Raw genomic sequence first — 16925 nt, 5'->3', positions numbered from 1 at the left:
ATAAAGGGGTGGCCTTCATCGGGGGGCACCCTATGGCTGGTTCCCATAAAAGCGGTGCTGCGGCAGCCAAATTGCATTTATTCGAACACGCATTTTATTTGCTTACTCCCGGCGATTCCATTGAAGAAGAAAAAGTTGAGCAGCTTAAACGCTGGCTGCAAGGGACAAGAGCTAACTTTCTGGTTGTGAGTCCTGCCACGCATGATAAGCTGACTGGGGTCATTAGTCATTTTCCGCATATTGTCGCATCGGGGCTCGTTAAGCAGGCAGAACATTACAGTAAGGAAAACAAGTTGATTTCAAGGCTTGCAGCAGGCGGATTCCGAGATATTACAAGAATTGCTTCAAGCAGTCCGGAAATGTGGCGTGACATTTTGTTACATAACCGGGATGTGCTACTTGAATTAATGAATGATTGGCTGAATGAAATGGAGCATATAAAAGGTCTGGTTGCTAGTGAAGATAGTGAAGAAATCCTTCGATTCTTTACCGATGCCAAGATTTTCAGGGATGATTTGCCTACACATGCAAAAGGCGCCATACCAGCGTTTTATGATTTATATATCGATATACCGGATTATGCCGGAATAATTTCTGAGATTACCGGATACTTGGCTCAAGAAGGTATCAGCATTACAAACATAAGGATCATTGAAACCAGGGAAGAGATATACGGTGTGCTGGTCATCAGCTTCCAAACGGATGTTGATCGAATTAAAGCTGCGGAGTGTATTTCTAGACATACAGATTATGAAACGATCCTGGCATAATATTGATAGGAAAGGATGGATTTATGAATTCAAAAAAATTACAAACAAACATCCGAACTTTACGTGGTTCGATTGCCATACCTGGAGATAAGTCGATCTCCCATCGTTCGATAATGTTCGGAGCGCTTGCCGAAGGGGAAACGACAGTCACTAATTTTCTTTCAGGAGCCGACTGTTTAAGTACGATTTCCTGTTTTAAGCAGCTTGGAGTCCATATTGAACAAGATGGCCAGAACGTCAAAATTGAAGGCAAAGGTTTTAATGGGTTAAAGGAACCTGAATCTGTACTGGATGTCGGAAATTCTGGTACTACGATCAGGTTAATGATGGGCATTTTGGCAGGCCAGCCATTTTCGGCCGTTTTGGCAGGTGATGAATCGATAGCCAAACGTCCAATGACCAGGGTAGTCAACCCTCTTCGTCAGATGGGAGCAGTCATTGATGGCCGAAAAGGAGCGGAATACACCCCGCTCTGCATAAGAGGTGGCAAATTAAAAGGGTTTCGCTATGAATTGCCTGTAGCAAGTGCGCAGGTAAAATCAGCGATAATCTTGGCTGGTTTACAGGCGGAAGGCGAAACGGTCATTATCGAACCGGAAGAGACCCGTGATCATACAGAACGAATGATCCAAGAGTTTGGCGGGAAAATCGAAAAGGACGGTCACACGATTAAAGTAAGCGGAAACCAAGTCTTCAAAGGGACTTCCATCCATGTGCCGGGTGATATTTCTTCGGCGGCTTTCTTCATGGTGGCTGCAGCGATTACGGAAAATAGTGAAGTGGTGTTAAAGAATGTGGGCCTTAATCCGACAAGGACAGGAATCATCGAAGTCATGAAATCGATGGGGGCGGATATTACGATAGAGAAGAAGACGAGCGAGGGTGAACCAGCAGGAGACATCACTGTCAGAAGTTCCCGACTAAAAGGGACGACCATCAGCGGTGATTTAATTCCCCGACTCATCGATGAAATACCGGTAATTGCACTTCTGGCAACACAGGCTGAAGGGATAACGACAATCAAGGATGCAGCAGAACTTAAAGTGAAAGAGACGAATCGAATTGATACTGTTGCGAATGAGCTCTCCATCCTTGGGGCAGATATAACCCCGACAGCAGATGGATTGATCATCAAAGGACGTAAAGCCCTTAATGGAGGTAAGGTTACAAGCCATGGAGATCATCGTATCGGGATGATGCTTGCTGTAGCGGCTATGATAACGGATGGGGAAGTGGAACTTGCTGACCCTGATGCCATAGATGTATCATATCCACAATTTTTTGGGCATTTGAGTCAATTGATAAAGTAAATATAAAAAAAGTTTACATACCTTATTTGGTCTGTAAACTTTTTTTAAATGCTCAAAAGTGTTGAAAGCGCTAACATTCGGGCTTTTTTTACCTGTATGGTCATGAAAATAATGAAAAAGGGGTTCATGATCAAAAAGGAGATTCACCATAGCGTGGAGAATTAACTAGTAACCTTTTTTTAATGAGAATGGGAGGGGACTTCATCAATGGAATACAGGGCTACAGTGTGGTAAACTAATGAATACTGTTTACTATGCATCTCGCGTATACAAGGTATTTTGTTCTTAATGGAAGAATATGTTACATTATGGCGTGAGTGTGTGTATGACTAGGGACCAAGTCTATCTTGCAAAAGGAAGGATTCAACAATGAACACAGTGGAACAAGTTATACAGCATTTAAAAAAAGGGGAATTAACAGAAGCTCTTAAACATATAAATCGAATTAAAACATCAGAGTCAGCAGAGGACATATTGTTGCTGGCCGAAGAAATGCTCCAGCTTGGTTTTGCGGAGGAGGCAAAGGATCTTTTTGAACATCTGCTGCAGCTCTATCCCAATGAAGGAGAATTGATTGTTTCGTTGGCGGAAATCCTTATTGACATGGACCAGGAAGATGAAGCGATGCTGTTGCTTGAAAAAGTAAGTGCAGATGATGAAGTATATCCAAGTGCTTTGCTTTTGGAAGCGGACCTTTATCAATTACAGGGGATGGATGAGGTCAGCGAACGGAAATTACAGCAAGCCAAGGAAATGCTTCCAGATGAGATCATCATTGATTTTGCACTAGCTGAACTGTTCTTTCATCAAGGCAGGGATCAGGAAGCCATTGCAAATTACATAAAAGTTTTGAAACAGGAACAAGAAATCGCTGGTGTTAATGTCAATCAGAGGCTTGCTGAAGCATTAAGCAGTTCAGGAAAGTTCGAGGAGGCCCTTCCCCACTTTGAAAAGGCCTTACAGGAAGGACTTGAAATCAATACCCTATTTGAATATGCATTTACAGCTTTTCAGGCAGGTCTTTATGAGACAGCCGTACGAAAGTTTATTGAACTGAAAGAATTAGATCATGAATACCATTCTCTATATTTGTACCTGGCAAAGAGTTATGAACATCTTGAAGATCTGGAAAATGCCTTGAAAACGGTCAAAGAAGGAATCAAGGCTGATGAATTCAATAAGGAACTTTACTTCTTCGGAGGAAAAATAGCCTTGAAAAGCGGGCTTGATGAAGAGGCGGAAAATCTATTTAAAGAAGCACTTGCCATTGATCCGGGATACCTGGAAGCTGCACTCACCCTATTGAAATTGTATATGCACCACGAAAGGTATGAAGATGTATTGGAGTGTATTGGTGAAGTAAGGCGATATGGAGAGGATGATCCGCAGTTTGAATGGATAGCTGCTGTATCTTATCAGCAAACCGAACTATTTAAAGAGTCATTAACCAGCTATCATAAAGCATATAATTCATTCAAGAACAATCAAGATTTCCTTGAAGATTATGGTTTCTTTTTAATTGAAGAAGGAGACAGAGCGACATCTAGAGAAGTATTTAATAAGCTGCTTGAGATGAACCCGGCGAATGATGAGTATGCAATGATTTTGGAGCGGCTAGGTGAAAGCACGGATGAAATGTAGATAAGTGAAACAACACTAAATCAAGACAGAGGAGGGAATTCATGGTGGCTGCCCCTGTTTCTGTGAATGAGAAGAAGGATTTTATTCGGTGGTTTTTAAATCATTATCAACTGAAACGAAGAGAATGCGTATGGATATTGAATTACTTAATGAGTCATGATCAACTAATGAAAAAGGTTCATTTTGTAGAAAATGCACAATATTGCCCACGTGGACTGATCATGTCGACACATTGTGTGGATGAAGTCCCTTTCAGGTTCTATAAGTCCAATATCATGACGACCGATGCAGAGAAATCTTTTCATGATATCCGTTTAAATCGGGATGAAGACATTTATATTCAGCTCAATTTTAAATCGTCTTACTCTTCCTATCAATATGCAGCGGTTCTCGAGCACAATCCCTTCATGCCGAAATCAACTGCATCGAATGAAAAAGATCAGCTGCTGGCTGAACAATTTTTAGAAAGAAGCATGTTGTATTTCCAAAGGGACCGTTTGCTTAAGGAAATCGATGAAGCACTTGATAAGCATGATGAACAAGCATTTAAGAACTTAACAGAACAATTGAATCAATTAAAAGTACTTGGATAAAGTAAATTAACCTTTCCGTAATCAGGAAAGGTTTTTATTTTTTATGAAATATTGATAAAATCCACATTTTTGTAAAGACTATGGGTATATGGTAAAGATGTTATAAAAAAAATGGTAAAATGAAAAGGAGTTGATTCAAAAAATCGGGAGTGAAGAAAAACATGAAGTGGACAGCAAAAGATCTTGACATGTATATGCAGTCAAAAGAGTTCGTGGATACCGTATTGATTCCTTTGGTTCCCCTATCTTTTAAAGGACAAATGAAGCAATCGGGCTCAATGAATGAATTTCTTACCATTTTAAGCTTGGAAATTGAAAAGCAGATGAAAGGAAGAATTCTTTTATTGCCAACATTTCATTATATAAGTGATGAAATGGATAAGGTTGAGCGGTTAAAGCGTTGGGCCAATGAAGTGAAAGAAAATGATTTCGAGCATGTTTTTTTTCTTACATCGGATTTTGAGTGGAAAAAGGAAGAGCGGGAATTAGACAATAATTTAGTATGGATTCCTGCCATCCCCCTCGATGGGCTTGAAATTGAACAAGCAAGGGAAATGATTAACCAGCAAGTTCTCCAAATACTTGATATTTTCTCTTATAATTGGAAAAATGAAAAAAAGTAGGATTTTTCGCATAATTTGACACATAGTTGCCACCTTTTGGGTTTTACAAATATTGACCTTGGTAAATTATTGAGATATCATGGAAATGTCCTAGTTTTATAGTGTCGCTATTTATTGGTCCTTTGGGCTCTCAGTATAGTAATAGAGGGGGGGAAAACGCATGAGCAAGCGTAATGTTTCACGACGTCAATTCCTTAATTACACACTTACTGGCGTTGGTGGATTTATGGCGGCCGGTATGTTGATGCCTATGGTTAGGTTTGCAATTGATCCTGTATTATCAGCTGATAAAGGCGGGGATTACGTTGCAACTAAACAGAAGGTAAGTGAACTGACTACCGAACCAACCCGTGTCGACTTTAGTTTTAAACAGGTCGATGGGTGGTATGAGTCTGAAGAAACAAATACAGCATGGGTTTACAAAACGGATGATGGTAAGATCGTTGCTTTATCTCCAATCTGTAAACATTTAGGCTGTACGGTAGGTTGGAATACGGATAAGACTAATCCGAATCAATTTTTCTGTCCTTGCCATTATGGCAGGTATACGAAAGATGGGATGAATGTGAAGGGGACACCGCCGGTTTCACCATTGGATGTCTTTGACACGAAAGAAAAAGATGGAATACTTTATTTGGGTCAACTAAAACCGCATGGGGAGGCGTAAACATTGCTAACAAAGTTATATGACTGGGTGGACGAGCGTTTAGATATTACGCCATTATGGCGGGATATTGCTGACCATGAGGTTCCAGAACATGTTAACCCCGCACATCATTTTTCTGCATTCGTATATTGTTTTGGTGGGTTAACTTTCTTTATTACGGTCATCCAAATATTGTCAGGTATGTTCTTGACGATGTACTATGTCCCGGACATTAAAAACGCTTGGGAATCTGTTTATTATTTGCAAAATGAAGTTGCCTTCGGTCAAATTGTCCGTGGTATGCATCACTGGGGAGCAAGTCTAGTTATCGTTATGATGTTTTTACATACTCTTCGTGTCTTCTTCCAGGGAGCTTACAAAAAACCGCGTGAATTGAACTGGATGGTCGGCGTGTTGATTTTCTTCATCATGCTGGCATTAGGCTTGACTGGTTATTTATTGCCTTGGGATATGAAAGCGCTATTCGCAACGAAAGTTACTTTGACAATTGTCGAATCGGTACCATTGATGGGGCCGGCACTCAAGACATTGATAGCAGGAGATCCAACCATCGTTGGAGCACAGACATTGACACGATTCTTTGCAATCCATGTATTCTTCCTGCCAGCAGCATTATTTGCTTTACTAGCGGCTCATTTCCTGATGATCCGAAAACAAGGTATTTCAGGCCCGCTATAAAAGAATGGTGAACCAAAAACCAAATAAACCTTTTCATAAAGGAGGGGAATTGTTCAATGCATCGTGGGAAAGGTATGAAATTCGTAGGTGACTCGCGTATCTCCGCGGACCGTAAACCGAATATTCCGAAAGATTATTCAGAATATCCTGGGAAAACTGAAGCATTTTGGCCTAATTTCCTTTTAAAAGAATGGATGGTAGGAGCTGTATTTCTTGTAGGTTATCTTTGCCTGACAATCGCGCATCCGTCACCATTGGAAAGGATAGCAGATCCTACAGATACAGGGTATATTCCGCTGCCGGACTGGTATTTCCTATTCCTTTACCAATTACTTAAGTATACTTATGCTTCAGGTCCTTATAATGCAATCGGGTCCATGGTAATACCTGGTTTGGCTTTCGGGGCATTGCTCTTGGCACCTTTTCTGGATCGCGGTACAGAGCGGAGCCCGGCGAAACGTCCTTTTGCTGTAGGCTTCATGTTATTGGCAATGGCCGGCGTTTTCTATTTAACATGGGAATCAGCAGCCCATCACGATTGGGAAGCTTCCAAGAAGCAAGGAGCGATCGTGGAAGGTGCAGACATTGATAAAGAGAGCGATGGGTATAAATTGATGGATTCTAATGGGTGTATCAGCTGTCATGGAGCAGAATTAACTGGTGGAGCAGGAGCGCCAAGCTTAATTGACACTGGTTTAAAGCCAGAGGAAATCTCTAAGATCGCAGTCAAAGGCCAGGGCGCCATGCCAGCTGGCATGTTCAAAGGTACAGATGAAGAATTGAAAACATTAGCTGAATTTGTATCAGGTTTATCGACAAAATAACATAGCCATCAACAGATTTTCTTTCATATGCTGCAAAAGAAGCTGACGACCACGGTTGTCGGCTTTTTTATTGGTAAATTGAAGCGTTAATGAGAAGAAATTGAAATGAATACTTGGTTTTCTGGTTGATGGCCTGTAAAATGAGTATACATGAGAATGTAAGTGAGGGTAAAAGAATGAATATTATCTACAGTTGGCTTGCAAATCGGCAAATGCTCGTTTTGTTATTATTAATAAATATATTCGGAACAGCCTATGGATATTATTGGTATGGTAGTCAATTGGAAAACACTCCGGCGATTTTTTTGGCATTTGTACCGGATAGCCCGACTGCCAGCCTGTTTTTTGTATTTGTTTTAACGGGTTTCCTATTAAGAAGGAATTTCGGACTTATGGAAGCATTGGCGATAATGACACTATTCAAATATGGCATATGGGCAGTTGTAATGAATTTGATGACCTACGTGACAACAGGTTCATTGCCATGGGAAGGTTATATGTTAATGGCTTCTCATTTGGGGATGGCGATTCAAGGTATATTATATGCACCATTTTATCGAATAAAACCTTGGCATATGATAGTGGCAGGGATTTGGACCATACATAATGACATAATCGATTATGTTTTTGAAATGATGCCAATATATCGTGATTTATTGGTATATATGAATTCGATAGGTTATTTCACTTTTTGGCTCAGCATACTTTCCATTTTTGTCGGCTGGTACTTTGGATATAGAAATAAGCGAATCACCCTATCCTTCCCTTAAAAAAGTTTACTCTAAATACAGCTTTGTAAAAGCAGGGTTAACTTTTTTATGTTGAACGAGGTCTACTCATGTTTTTTCTTTCATATCGTTTTAGTAGAGATATGAGGAGGGACGAGTAGCATGTTGAAAAAATTCATATTAACCATTGCTGTTTTATTTGTCGTCTTACATTTCCCTGTCTATGCAGAATCCTCTTCAAGTTTGGAGCAATTAGATGACATTTCCGATAGAGCCTTGGAAATGACCAAGTTGAAGCGATATGGAGATTCGGAAAAGATGCTGACGTTTTTTTCTGACCGGTTTTTAAAAGAGACAGCAAAAGAGCAGATCCTTGACATGGACGAACTTCGAATTATCACTGTAGCTCATAATGAGGCCTTGATGACAATAAAGGATATGAACAAGGGAGATTCCGAAAAGGTTAATTCTGTTACAAAGTTCCGGCTTGTTGTTGATGCGGTCAAGTCTACCCACCAGCCCCTTTGGACAGAGATGGAAGATCAAATGATGAATTCTTTCCAGCAAACAAAGAACGCCGCGATCAATCAAGACACAATTACATTCAATAGCCAATTGAACTTATTCCTATCACAATATGAAATGATATATCCAAGCTTGAAAGTCGACCTTTCTAAAGAAACGATGCAGCAACTGGACACGAGGATCCAATACATCAACCAATACCGTCCGGAGGTAATCAGTGATGGAGAAAGTCAAAAGGAACTGGATGCGCTGCAAAACGAATTGAGCACCATTTTTGATGAAATGGGGGAAGATGACACAGATCCTTCCCTTTGGTGGGTCATCATATCGACAGGCTCAATCATTATCATGACGCTTTCTTATGTAGGCTGGAGAAAATATAAAGGTGATAGGGAAAAACCAAGGAAAGAACATAATGATTAAAAAGACACGGGAAGAGAACACTATATTTGACACTGTTGCCTTCATTCCATAGAATTAAGAGTAATAATAGTTATAGGAGGATACCATGTATTTCATTTATTTGGCGATTATCATTTTAATCCCGATTTATGCACAAATGAAAGTGAAAAGCACGTATAAAAAATATTCAAATGTATCGGCCTCTTCTGGCATGAATGGTGCTGAGACGGCACGGGCCATCTTGGACCAAAATGGACTGTTGAATGTCAGGGTCGAAGAGACACCTGGAATGCTTTCGGACCATTATGACCCAAGGGATAAAACGGTGCGTTTATCATCTGATAACTATCACGGCCATTCAGTTGCCGGTGTAGCGGTTGCAGCCCATGAAGTTGGACATGCGATTCAAGACAAAGAAGCATATGCATTCTTGCGTTTTCGCCATGCATTAGTACCGGTAGCTAATTTTGGCTCTAACATATCATGGATTTTGATTTTAATCGGGGTGTTAGCCAGAATTCCAGGCTTATTAATAGCAGGTATCGTATTTATGGCTGCCGCTGTATTGTTCCAAGTGATAACCCTGCCTGTTGAATTCAATGCTTCTTCTCGGGCAATGGATCAACTCGTTTCCGTTGGGGTCATCCGGAATGATGAAGAACGGGAAACGAGAAAAGTATTAAGTGCTGCTGCGATGACTTATGTTGCTGCCGCTCTTGTAGCCGTACTGGAATTAGTTCGTCTTTTGCTTATGTATACAGGAATGAGGGAAGAGGATTAATTTGAAAAAGGACTCCATCTTGGGATGGGGTCCTTTTTTATTTTTAAAAGTATTTGCTGCACATGGCTAATAAAATTCAGTTAATAGGGCAACATTCATAAGGATTGCATTCTATCGGTATGCCACAAATAAAAGGATTACCTTTCAATGGGATTTTTGTTTTCATCAAGGGTAAAGCCCTCACCCAATACATCATGCACTTCACTTACAGATACAAATGCATGAGGATCCACCGATGTTATGGCAGTCTTTAAGCGGACCAGTTCATTTTTACCGACAACACAGTAGAGTACTTCCCGGTCATTGCGGGTAAAGGACCCATATCCCCTTAATACGGTTACGCCCCGCTCCATATCATTCATGATTTTTTCAGCAATTTGCTTGTTTTTATCACTAATGATCATTGCACCCCTAGCTGCATAGGCTCCTTCTTGCATAAAGTCGATCACTCTGGCACCTATAAATACGGCAACAAGGGTATACATCGCTTGCCGGTAATCAAGGTAGGTTAAGATGGACAGGCCAATGACGACGGCATCAAAGATGAACATGGTCCGTCCCATTCCCATCCCCAAGTAACGATGGGCAAAACGGGCGATGATATCCACTCCGCCTGTTGTCCCGCCGTAACGAAAGATGATGCCCAGCCCGACACCAACAAAAACCCCGGCAAACAATGCCACAAGCATCAAGTCGTTTCCGAGATCGATTTCGATTTGGTATCTTTCGAAAACCCATAGCCAAACGGAGAGGCCGACCGTTCCGATAATCGTATAAAAGAAAGAAGTTCGTCCTAAATATTTCCACCCTATTAAAAATAAAGGAATATTCAAAATCAAATTAGAATAAGAAGGATTTATTCCGATAAGTTGATATATAATCAAGGTGAGACCGGTGAATCCGCCTTCGGCCAAGTTGTTCTGCATGTTAAAATGCACGAGGCCAAAAGCGAATATTCCAGCCCCAAAAAGGATGAATATAATATTTTTCAATTTTAAGCCCAAAAGCATGTCCCATACCTCCAAAGGTTTGCCTATCATTAATTTACTTATTATAACTAATTAACCAACTATGGGCAATTCTGATTCACGAACGTATCTGTTGTCTTCTGTTTCACTTTTAGCTAACATGGAGAAGGTATGATGCTTGAAAACGAAAATCAAGAATGGGTGACGATATGGAAAAGCATAAGACGATCCAACAGATGCAAGCGGAAGTCGACCAATACATAGGACAATTTAAAGAAGGATATTTCAGCCCTCTGGCCATGCTCGCCCGCATGTCTGAAGAACTTGGGGAATTGGCTAGGGAAGTCAATCATTACCATGGTGAAAAACCAAAGAAGGCAACAGAGGAAGAGAATACGATTGAAGCGGAATTAGGGGACATGCTTTTTGTTTTGATTTGTTTTGCCAATTCTTTAGGGATTGACCTTCAAAACTCGCATGATTTGGTCATGGAAAAGTTTACAACCCGTGATAAAGATAGATGGACAAGAAAAGAAGAGAAAATGGAGGAGGAAGGTAAAGATGAGTAAAGTCAAAGTGATTGTAGCTGGTCCACGTGGCAGAATGGGAAATGAAGCGGTGAAGCTTGTACATAGGACAGAAGGGTTTGAATTGGCAGCTGTCATAGATCGCAAGCATAACGGGGAAAGCATATCTGCGATAGAAGGTTTTCACGGTATTGAAGCACCGGTTTTCTCGGATATAAATGAATGCTTTTCTTCTATAAAGGCGGACGTATTGATAGATTTGACCACACCTGAAGTGGGGATGTTCCATACCGAAACGGCACTTAATCATGGTATCCGCCCTGTAGTGGGAACGACAGGTTTTACTAAGGAAGATTTAGCGAAGCTGGATTCATTAACAAAAGAAAAGGGCATTGGTTGCATCATCGCGCCAAACTTTGCAATTGGAGCCATTTTGATGATGAAGTTTTCCCAAATGGCTGCAAAGTATTTCCCTGATGTAGAGATCATAGAAATGCACCATGATCAAAAACTGGATGCACCTTCTGGCACTGCTTCCAAAACGGCAGACATGATTGCAGCGGTACGTGAAACAAAACAACAGGGGCACCCTAATGAAAAAGAAACCATCCAGGGGGCAAGAGGTGCAAATGTAGATGGCATGCATATCCACAGTGTTCGGCTACCGGGACTGGTTGCCCATCAACAGGTGCTTTTCGGAAGTGATGGAGAGCTATTGACGGTTCGGCATGACTCCTTTAATCGAGCGTCCTTCATGTCAGGAGTCAAACTTGCCGTCGATACCGTCATGAAATTGGATGTTCTTGTATACGGCCTTGAAAATATTATCGAATAGGGATCAGGAGGATTTACGATGAAAATTGCCTTAATTGCCCATGATAAGAAAAAAGAAGATATCATTCGATTTGTAACAGCTTATAAAGCTGTATTTGAGCAGCATGAATTATTTGCAACAGGTACGACCGGGAAACGAATCATGCAAGAAGTATCACTGCCCGTCCATCGTTTTCATTCAGGACCTCTTGGCGGGGATCAGGAAATAGGTGCAATGATTGCACGCGGAGAAATGGACATGGTCCTATTTTTCCGCGATCCTTTGACATCACAGCCACATGAACCTGATGTATCGGCGCTTATACGACTATCAGATGTATATGAAATTCCCTTGGCGACAAATATGGGCACGGCAGAAGTGCTGATACAAGGATTGAAACATGGGTATATGGATTGGCTAAAACTACGGCAAAAACAAGGTGAGATAAATGAAAAACAAAAGTAACATAGATATCCTGGCTTTTGGCGCACATGCTGATGATGTTGAAATCGGTATGGGCGGCACAATCGCTAAATATGTGCAACAAGGCAGGGAAATTGTCATTTGTGACTTGACAAAGGCTGAAATGTCATCCAATGGTACCGTTCCATTGCGGCAAGAGGAAGCGCAGAAGGCTGCTGAAATCCTTGGGGTGAAGAGGATTTCCCTTGATCTACCCGACCGGGGACTATACATGAAAGCGGAATACATAAATCAAATCATTACGGTCATTCGCCAATATAAACCTGCCCTTGTATTTGCACCATTTTTGGAAGATCGCCATCCCGATCATGGTAATTGTGCAAAATTAGTCGAGGAAGCAGTTTTTTCGGCAGGAGTAAGAAAGTATATGGAAGAAGAAGGCCTGGATTCTCATCGTGTCCAAAATATGTACTATTATATGATCAATGGGTTTCACAAACCGGACTTCGTCGTGGACATCACTTCTACAATATCGAAAAAGCTGGATAGCCTTAGGGCATATGGCAGCCAATTCGATAAAAGTCAAATATCTGTAGAAACACCGCTAGTTAATGGCTATATCGAGACTGTAGAGGCACGGGAGCGGATGTTCGGTAAAGAAGTGGGTGTCGCCTATGCGGAGGGATTCATGACAAAAAAACCGTTACTGATCGATGCCGACTTGTTAGGAGAAAAATAAGTTATGAAATTAAAAATTGGAATTACCTGCTACCCTACAGTTGGGGGTTCGGGTGTCGTAGCAACTGAATTAGGTAAGATGCTTGCAGAAAAAGGACATGAAATACATTTCATTTCTTCAAGCCTCCCTTTTCGCTTGAATAAGATGTACTGTAATATTTTTTATCACCAGGTTGAAGTGAATTCTTATTCAGTCTTTCAATATCCACCATATGACCTGGCTCTTGCCAGCAAGATAGCAGATGTCGTAAAACGGGAGAAGTTAGATATCCTTCACGTTCATTATGCAATTCCACATGCTGTTTGTGCGATCCTTGCAAAGCAGATGTCAGGTAATGAAGTTAAGATCGTAACCACGCTGCATGGTACGGACATAACCGTATTAGGCCATGATCCCTCATTGACCAATTTGATAAAATTCGGGATAGAGCAATCAGATGTCGTTACTGGAGTATCTAAATCCCTTGTTCAGCAAACGCACGAATTAATCGCACCGAATAAGGAAATCAAAACCGTCTATAATTTTATTGATGAAAGAGATTACCATAAATCAAATTCAGATTACCTTAAGGATGAATACGGAATCAGAGAAGATGAAAAAGTGATCATACATGTTTCGAATTTCCGTACGGTCAAGCGAGTGAAAGACGTCATCCAGGCGTTTTATTTAACTCAAAAGAAAGTGCCCGCAAAGCTTTTGCTAGTAGGAGACGGGCCGGAAGTGACAACCGTATTGAAATTGGCTAAAGATCTTGGAGTCGATGATTCGGTCTTGTTTCTTGGTAAGCAGGATAACCTTGCCGAATTATATTCAATCAGTGATTTGATATTCCTGTTATCGGAAAAAGAGAGTTTCGGACTTGTGCTGCTCGAGGCGATGGCATGTGGAGTTCCTTGTATCGGGACGAATATCGGGGGAATTCCTGAAGTCATCGTTGATGGGAAGACTGGTTATATTTGTGAATTGGGAGATGTCGATATGGTTGCTGAAAAAGCGGTGGGACTTTTAAGTGACCCGATTTTACATAAACGCTTTTCTGAAGCTGCGCTGGAAAGGGCCAATACTGATTTCCACTCCGATACGATCATGTCAGAGTATGAAGCCATCTACATTCAAGCAATTGAAGGTAAATCCATAGAATAGGGAGGGGATGCTGATGGATCGATTATTCTTAAAATCAGTACCCATTCTGGAAGTGATAGAAGAAGCAGGATACGAGGCTTATTTCGTCGGCGGCTCTGTAAGGGATTATATCCTTGGCAGGCCCATAAACGATGTGGACATCGCCACTTCCGCAACACCCCAGGAAATCAAAAGGATTTTTCCTAATACGGCTGACATCGGAATCGACCACGGAACAGTGCTTGTCATTACGGATTCGGGTACATACGAAATTACGACGTTTAGAACGGAAAGCGGGTATTCGGACTTTCGCAGACCCGATTCTGTACAATTTGTCCGTTCTTTGACAGAGGATTTGCAAAGAAGAGATTTTACGATGAATGCAATGGCAATGGATAAGACCGGAAAAATCATAGATCCATTTAATGGTAAGCGTGATTTGGCAGAAAAAAGGATTATCACGGTTGGCAACCCGCATGAAAGGTTTCATGAGGATGCATTGAGAATGATGCGTGCATTAAGGTTCGTAAGTCAACTTGATTTTGATCTGGATCAAGAAACCTTTCATTCCCTTAAAGAGAATGCTCAAATCATCAGTGAAATCGCTGTCGAAAGAATCCTGGTTGAATTTGAGAAGCTAGTGGCCGGCTCCAATAAGATAAGGGCTTTCTCACTCTTGCTGGAAAGCGGATTATATCAATATCTGCCTCTATTCTCGAGTAAAAAAGATCATTTGACGGACTTACTGGACCTGCCGCTTCATCAGCTAAAAGCGGCAGAAATATGGTCTATAATCATGGTTCACACAAAGGATCAGGAACTCGAAAAGTCTTTGAGGGCATGGAAGCTGCCATTGAAAACGATAAGAAACATTCAACGTACGATACAGCTAGTGAAGAAAGAACCATCAGCCATCGATGTATTTCAGGCAGGTCATGGCGTAACAGTACAAGCTGCTAAAGTCAAGGCGGCACTGACTGGCGGTAATGTATCGGATGCGGAGGAGAATGCACATCAGCGTTACAATGGACTTATTATAAAACAAATGTCGGATCTTGCCGTTACAGGAACGGATTTATTGAATTGGCATCAAGAAAAGCCAGGTCCATGGGTCAAAGAATACTTGGAAAAAATATTGAAGGCTGTCTTGAATGAAGAATTAAGAAATGATAAAGAAGAAATAAAGAGGTGGCTGGCGAAATGCAATCTGAGTTAAGAACAAAGCTGATGGAAGCTCTATCAAAAGCGGATGGTGCGTTCATATCCGGTCAGGAAATTGCTGAATACATTGGCTGTTCGCGCACAGCTGTCTGGAAGCATATAGAAGACCTGCGCAGTGAAGGATATAACGTGGAAGCCGTTAGGAAAAAAGGCTACCGGATCATATCAGCTCCGGAAAAAGTATCAGAGAGCGAAATACAACTTGGCTTGGAAACAAAAACGATCGGCAAGATGATCCACTATCAGGAGACTGTAGAATCCACTCAAAAAATAGCGCATCAACTAGCAAATGAAGGCGTTCAGGAGGGAACCCTCGTCGTTGCCGAGGAGCAGTTATCCGGAAAAGGAAGGCTAATGAGATCTTGGCATTCCCCGAAATTCAGCGGCATCTGGATGAGTCTGATCCTAAGACCGAAAATCCCGATTCATGAGGCTCCGCAACTTACATTATTGGCCGCAGTCGCTGTGGCTCAGGCTATGGAAGATATCACTGATTTGAAGCCACAAATAAAGTGGCCGAATGATATTTTGGTGAATCGCAAGAAAGTGGTGGGAATCCTGACGGAGATGCAGGCGGAGTCAGATAGAATCCATTCCGTCATTGTCGGAATTGGGATGAATATCAATCAGCAATTGGAGGATTTTCCTGAAGAACTGCAGGAAAAGGCTTCTTCCCTTCTCATAGAAAGTGGAGGGATAGTGTCAAGGTCCAAGGTCATTCAACGAGTATTGTTCCGTCTCGAAAATTTGTACGAACTCTATTTAGATCAAGGCTTCATGCCAATAAAGGATTTATGGGAGAGTTATGCGATCAGTCTAGGCCAGGTTATCAAAGCCAGTACGGTTAATGACACGATTGTCGGAAAAGCATTGGGCATAACGGATTCAGGCGTTTTACTTCTTGAAGACGGAAAGGGAACCGTACACTCGATATATTCTGCAGATATTGAAATTCAGTAGATTTTGTCAAATTCGTGAAAATTAAATAGAAATTTTTAATTTGGCTTGATATAATGCAAGTGGGCAGTATCTAATGTGAACTGCACCCCCATAAATACCAAATTATTTGAAAATCTGCCTTGATCCAGAGAACTGGACGGGGACGGAGGGATGAAACTTCTGATGAAACAAAGATTGACTAAAAGATAAGTCTGTGTCGATATTTGGCTTTTTAAGCCATTTTTCGTAGCAAAACAGATACTTTTTTAGTCAGTCTTTTTTTTGCGCATGAATGTATAGACACCAGTTTTCGCTGATGTTTTCATCTCCTCCATCAAAAGGAGGAAACGTAATGAAATTGTCCGGAGATTTTTTGAAAATGAAACAAAATCAAGAGAAAATTGTCATGCTGACGGCTTATGATTACCCGTCAGCAAAGTTAGCCGAACAATCAGGTGTAGACATGATTTTAGTCGGCGATTCTTTAGGAATGGTCGTATTGGGATATGAATCAACGATTCCAGTTACGGTGAATGACATGATCCATCATACAAAGGCAGTAAAACGCGGTGCACCAGATACATTTGTCGTGACGGACATGCCCTTTATGAGCTATCACCTATCTATGGA

General features: G+C 41.3%; 20 protein-coding genes. 19 read left to right on the top strand and 1 reads right to left on the bottom strand.

Translation table 11 applies throughout. The annotated features are described in order from the left end of the window. From ACFVSH_RS15455 to ACFVSH_RS15405, 11 genes are all read left to right on the top strand, one after another. The coding region (locus ACFVSH_RS15455) for a prephenate dehydrogenase (protein WP_387706715.1) at positions 1-770 on the top strand (770 nt) is incomplete at its 5' end. A 23-nt stretch (positions 771-793) separates the two neighbouring features. Beyond that, the gene (gene aroA, locus ACFVSH_RS15450) at positions 794-2080 is read left to right on the top strand and encodes a 3-phosphoshikimate 1-carboxyvinyltransferase (protein WP_387597620.1); all 1287 of its coding nucleotides are present in this window, start codon (positions 794-796) and stop codon (positions 2078-2080) included. 369 nt (positions 2081-2449) lie between these two features. After that, positions 2450-3721: a tetratricopeptide repeat protein gene (locus tag ACFVSH_RS15445; RefSeq protein WP_387706713.1), complete on the top strand. Its 1272-nt coding sequence runs from the start codon at positions 2450-2452 to the stop codon at positions 3719-3721. A gap of 41 nt (positions 3722-3762) precedes the next feature. After that, complete coding sequence (locus ACFVSH_RS15440; RefSeq protein WP_063233222.1) at positions 3763-4314, top strand: ReoY family proteolytic degradation factor; 552 nt, start codon at positions 3763-3765, stop codon at positions 4312-4314. Between the two features lie 161 nt (positions 4315-4475). After that, positions 4476-4937, top strand: coding sequence for a YpiF family protein (locus ACFVSH_RS15435; protein ID WP_387597614.1), 462 nt, complete (start codon positions 4476-4478; stop codon positions 4935-4937). A gap of 160 nt (positions 4938-5097) precedes the next feature. Continuing rightward, positions 5098-5604 carry a QcrA and Rieske domain-containing protein gene (locus tag ACFVSH_RS15430; RefSeq protein WP_260286015.1) on the top strand — a complete coding sequence of 169 codons (507 nt, stop codon included), beginning with the start codon at positions 5098-5100 and terminating at the stop codon, positions 5602-5604. Between the two features lie 3 nt (positions 5605-5607). Further along, positions 5608-6282, top strand: a complete 675-nt coding sequence (gene qcrB, locus ACFVSH_RS15425; RefSeq protein ID WP_034307974.1) for a menaquinol-cytochrome c reductase cytochrome b subunit — start codon at positions 5608-5610, stop codon at positions 6280-6282. 56 nt (positions 6283-6338) lie between these two features. Further along, positions 6339-7106 (top strand): menaquinol-cytochrome c reductase cytochrome b/c subunit, encoded by a 768-nt coding sequence (locus ACFVSH_RS15420; protein ID WP_192205337.1) that lies wholly within the window; start codon positions 6339-6341, stop codon positions 7104-7106. A 176-nt stretch (positions 7107-7282) separates the two neighbouring features. After that, a complete protein-coding gene (gene lhaT / locus ACFVSH_RS15415; protein ID WP_387597610.1) occupies positions 7283-7876 on the top strand; it encodes a lipoprotein heptaprenylglyceryl N-acetyltransferase LhaT in 594 nt (197 codons plus the stop codon). Positions 7877-7996: 120 nt separating this feature from the next. Further along, positions 7997-8782: a sporulation protein YpjB gene (gene ypjB / locus ACFVSH_RS15410; protein WP_192205335.1), complete on the top strand. Its 786-nt coding sequence runs from the start codon at positions 7997-7999 to the stop codon at positions 8780-8782. 85 nt (positions 8783-8867) lie between these two features. After that, the gene (locus ACFVSH_RS15405) at positions 8868-9542 is read left to right on the top strand and encodes a zinc metallopeptidase (protein WP_387706711.1); all 675 of its coding nucleotides are present in this window, start codon (positions 8868-8870) and stop codon (positions 9540-9542) included. Between the two features lie 137 nt (positions 9543-9679). On the opposite strand, the gene ACFVSH_RS15400 is transcribed toward ACFVSH_RS15405, so the two are convergent. Next, complete coding sequence (locus tag ACFVSH_RS15400) at positions 9680-10552, bottom strand: YitT family protein (RefSeq protein WP_260286012.1); 873 nt, start codon at positions 10550-10552, stop codon at positions 9680-9682. A 167-nt stretch (positions 10553-10719) separates the two neighbouring features. Here ACFVSH_RS15400 and ACFVSH_RS15395 point away from each other — a divergent pair, with 167 nt between their 5' ends. The 8 genes from ACFVSH_RS15395 to ACFVSH_RS15360 all read left to right on the top strand — a co-directional run. Beyond that, positions 10720-11079, top strand: a complete 360-nt coding sequence (locus ACFVSH_RS15395; RefSeq protein ID WP_076366321.1) for a nucleotide pyrophosphohydrolase — start codon at positions 10720-10722, stop codon at positions 11077-11079. Then, the gene (gene dapB, locus ACFVSH_RS15390; protein WP_098370765.1) at positions 11072-11872 is read left to right on the top strand and encodes a 4-hydroxy-tetrahydrodipicolinate reductase; all 801 of its coding nucleotides are present in this window, start codon (positions 11072-11074) and stop codon (positions 11870-11872) included. The genes ACFVSH_RS15395 and dapB overlap by 8 nt, the downstream gene beginning before the upstream one ends. A gap of 18 nt (positions 11873-11890) precedes the next feature. Beyond that, the gene (locus tag ACFVSH_RS15385) at positions 11891-12316 is read left to right on the top strand and encodes a methylglyoxal synthase (protein ID WP_192205332.1); all 426 of its coding nucleotides are present in this window, start codon (positions 11891-11893) and stop codon (positions 12314-12316) included. Further along, positions 12300-13013: a bacillithiol biosynthesis deacetylase BshB1 gene (gene bshB1 / locus ACFVSH_RS15380; protein ID WP_192205331.1), complete on the top strand. Its 714-nt coding sequence runs from the start codon at positions 12300-12302 to the stop codon at positions 13011-13013. The genes ACFVSH_RS15385 and bshB1 overlap by 17 nt, the downstream gene beginning before the upstream one ends. A 3-nt stretch (positions 13014-13016) precedes the next feature. Then, entirely contained in the window at positions 13017-14156 is a 1140-nt protein-coding gene (gene bshA, locus ACFVSH_RS15375) for an N-acetyl-alpha-D-glucosaminyl L-malate synthase BshA (RefSeq protein WP_387706709.1), read from the top strand. Between the two features lie 13 nt (positions 14157-14169). Next, positions 14170-15351: a CCA tRNA nucleotidyltransferase gene (locus tag ACFVSH_RS15370; RefSeq protein WP_387706707.1), complete on the top strand. Its 1182-nt coding sequence runs from the start codon at positions 14170-14172 to the stop codon at positions 15349-15351. Further along, complete coding sequence (locus tag ACFVSH_RS15365) at positions 15336-16316, top strand: biotin--[acetyl-CoA-carboxylase] ligase (RefSeq protein ID WP_387597595.1); 981 nt, start codon at positions 15336-15338, stop codon at positions 16314-16316. The genes ACFVSH_RS15370 and ACFVSH_RS15365 overlap by 16 nt, the downstream gene beginning before the upstream one ends. Before the next feature lie 331 nt (positions 16317-16647). Beyond that, the coding region (locus tag ACFVSH_RS15360; RefSeq protein ID WP_387706705.1) for a 3-methyl-2-oxobutanoate hydroxymethyltransferase at positions 16648-16925 on the top strand (278 nt) is incomplete at its 3' end.

The organism is Peribacillus sp. NPDC058002 (assembly GCF_042886655.1).
In the GTDB taxonomy this organism is placed as follows: Bacteria; Bacillota; Bacilli; order Bacillales; family DSM-1321; genus Peribacillus; species Peribacillus aracenensis.
Note: the sequence above shows the minus strand (reverse complement) of the source record. Positions and strands in the feature narration are given on the sequence as shown.

Coding starts and splice junctions, on each gene's coding strand:
- aroA (WP_387597620.1), top strand. CDS start 794: ATGAATTCAAAAAAATTACAAACAAACATCCGAACTTTACGTGGTTCG.
- ACFVSH_RS15445 (WP_387706713.1), top strand. CDS start 2,450: ATGAACACAGTGGAACAAGTTATACAGCATTTAAAAAAAGGGGAATTA.
- ACFVSH_RS15440 (WP_063233222.1), top strand. CDS start 3,763: ATGGTGGCTGCCCCTGTTTCTGTGAATGAGAAGAAGGATTTTATTCGG.
- ACFVSH_RS15435 (WP_387597614.1), top strand. CDS start 4,476: ATGAAGTGGACAGCAAAAGATCTTGACATGTATATGCAGTCAAAAGAG.
- ACFVSH_RS15430 (WP_260286015.1), top strand. CDS start 5,098: ATGAGCAAGCGTAATGTTTCACGACGTCAATTCCTTAATTACACACTT.
- ACFVSH_RS15420 (WP_192205337.1), top strand. CDS start 6,339: ATGCATCGTGGGAAAGGTATGAAATTCGTAGGTGACTCGCGTATCTCC.
- lhaT (WP_387597610.1), top strand. CDS start 7,283: ATGAATATTATCTACAGTTGGCTTGCAAATCGGCAAATGCTCGTTTTG.
- ypjB (WP_192205335.1), top strand. CDS start 7,997: ATGTTGAAAAAATTCATATTAACCATTGCTGTTTTATTTGTCGTCTTA.
- ACFVSH_RS15405 (WP_387706711.1), top strand. CDS start 8,868: ATGTATTTCATTTATTTGGCGATTATCATTTTAATCCCGATTTATGCA.
- ACFVSH_RS15400 (WP_260286012.1), bottom strand. CDS start 10,552: ATGCTTTTGGGCTTAAAATTGAAAAATATTATATTCATCCTTTTTGGG.
- ACFVSH_RS15395 (WP_076366321.1), top strand. CDS start 10,720: ATGGAAAAGCATAAGACGATCCAACAGATGCAAGCGGAAGTCGACCAA.
- dapB (WP_098370765.1), top strand. CDS start 11,072: ATGAGTAAAGTCAAAGTGATTGTAGCTGGTCCACGTGGCAGAATGGGA.
- ACFVSH_RS15385 (WP_192205332.1), top strand. CDS start 11,891: ATGAAAATTGCCTTAATTGCCCATGATAAGAAAAAAGAAGATATCATT.
- bshB1 (WP_192205331.1), top strand. CDS start 12,300: ATGAAAAACAAAAGTAACATAGATATCCTGGCTTTTGGCGCACATGCT.
- bshA (WP_387706709.1), top strand. CDS start 13,017: ATGAAATTAAAAATTGGAATTACCTGCTACCCTACAGTTGGGGGTTCG.
- ACFVSH_RS15370 (WP_387706707.1), top strand. CDS start 14,170: ATGGATCGATTATTCTTAAAATCAGTACCCATTCTGGAAGTGATAGAA.
- ACFVSH_RS15365 (WP_387597595.1), top strand. CDS start 15,336: ATGCAATCTGAGTTAAGAACAAAGCTGATGGAAGCTCTATCAAAAGCG.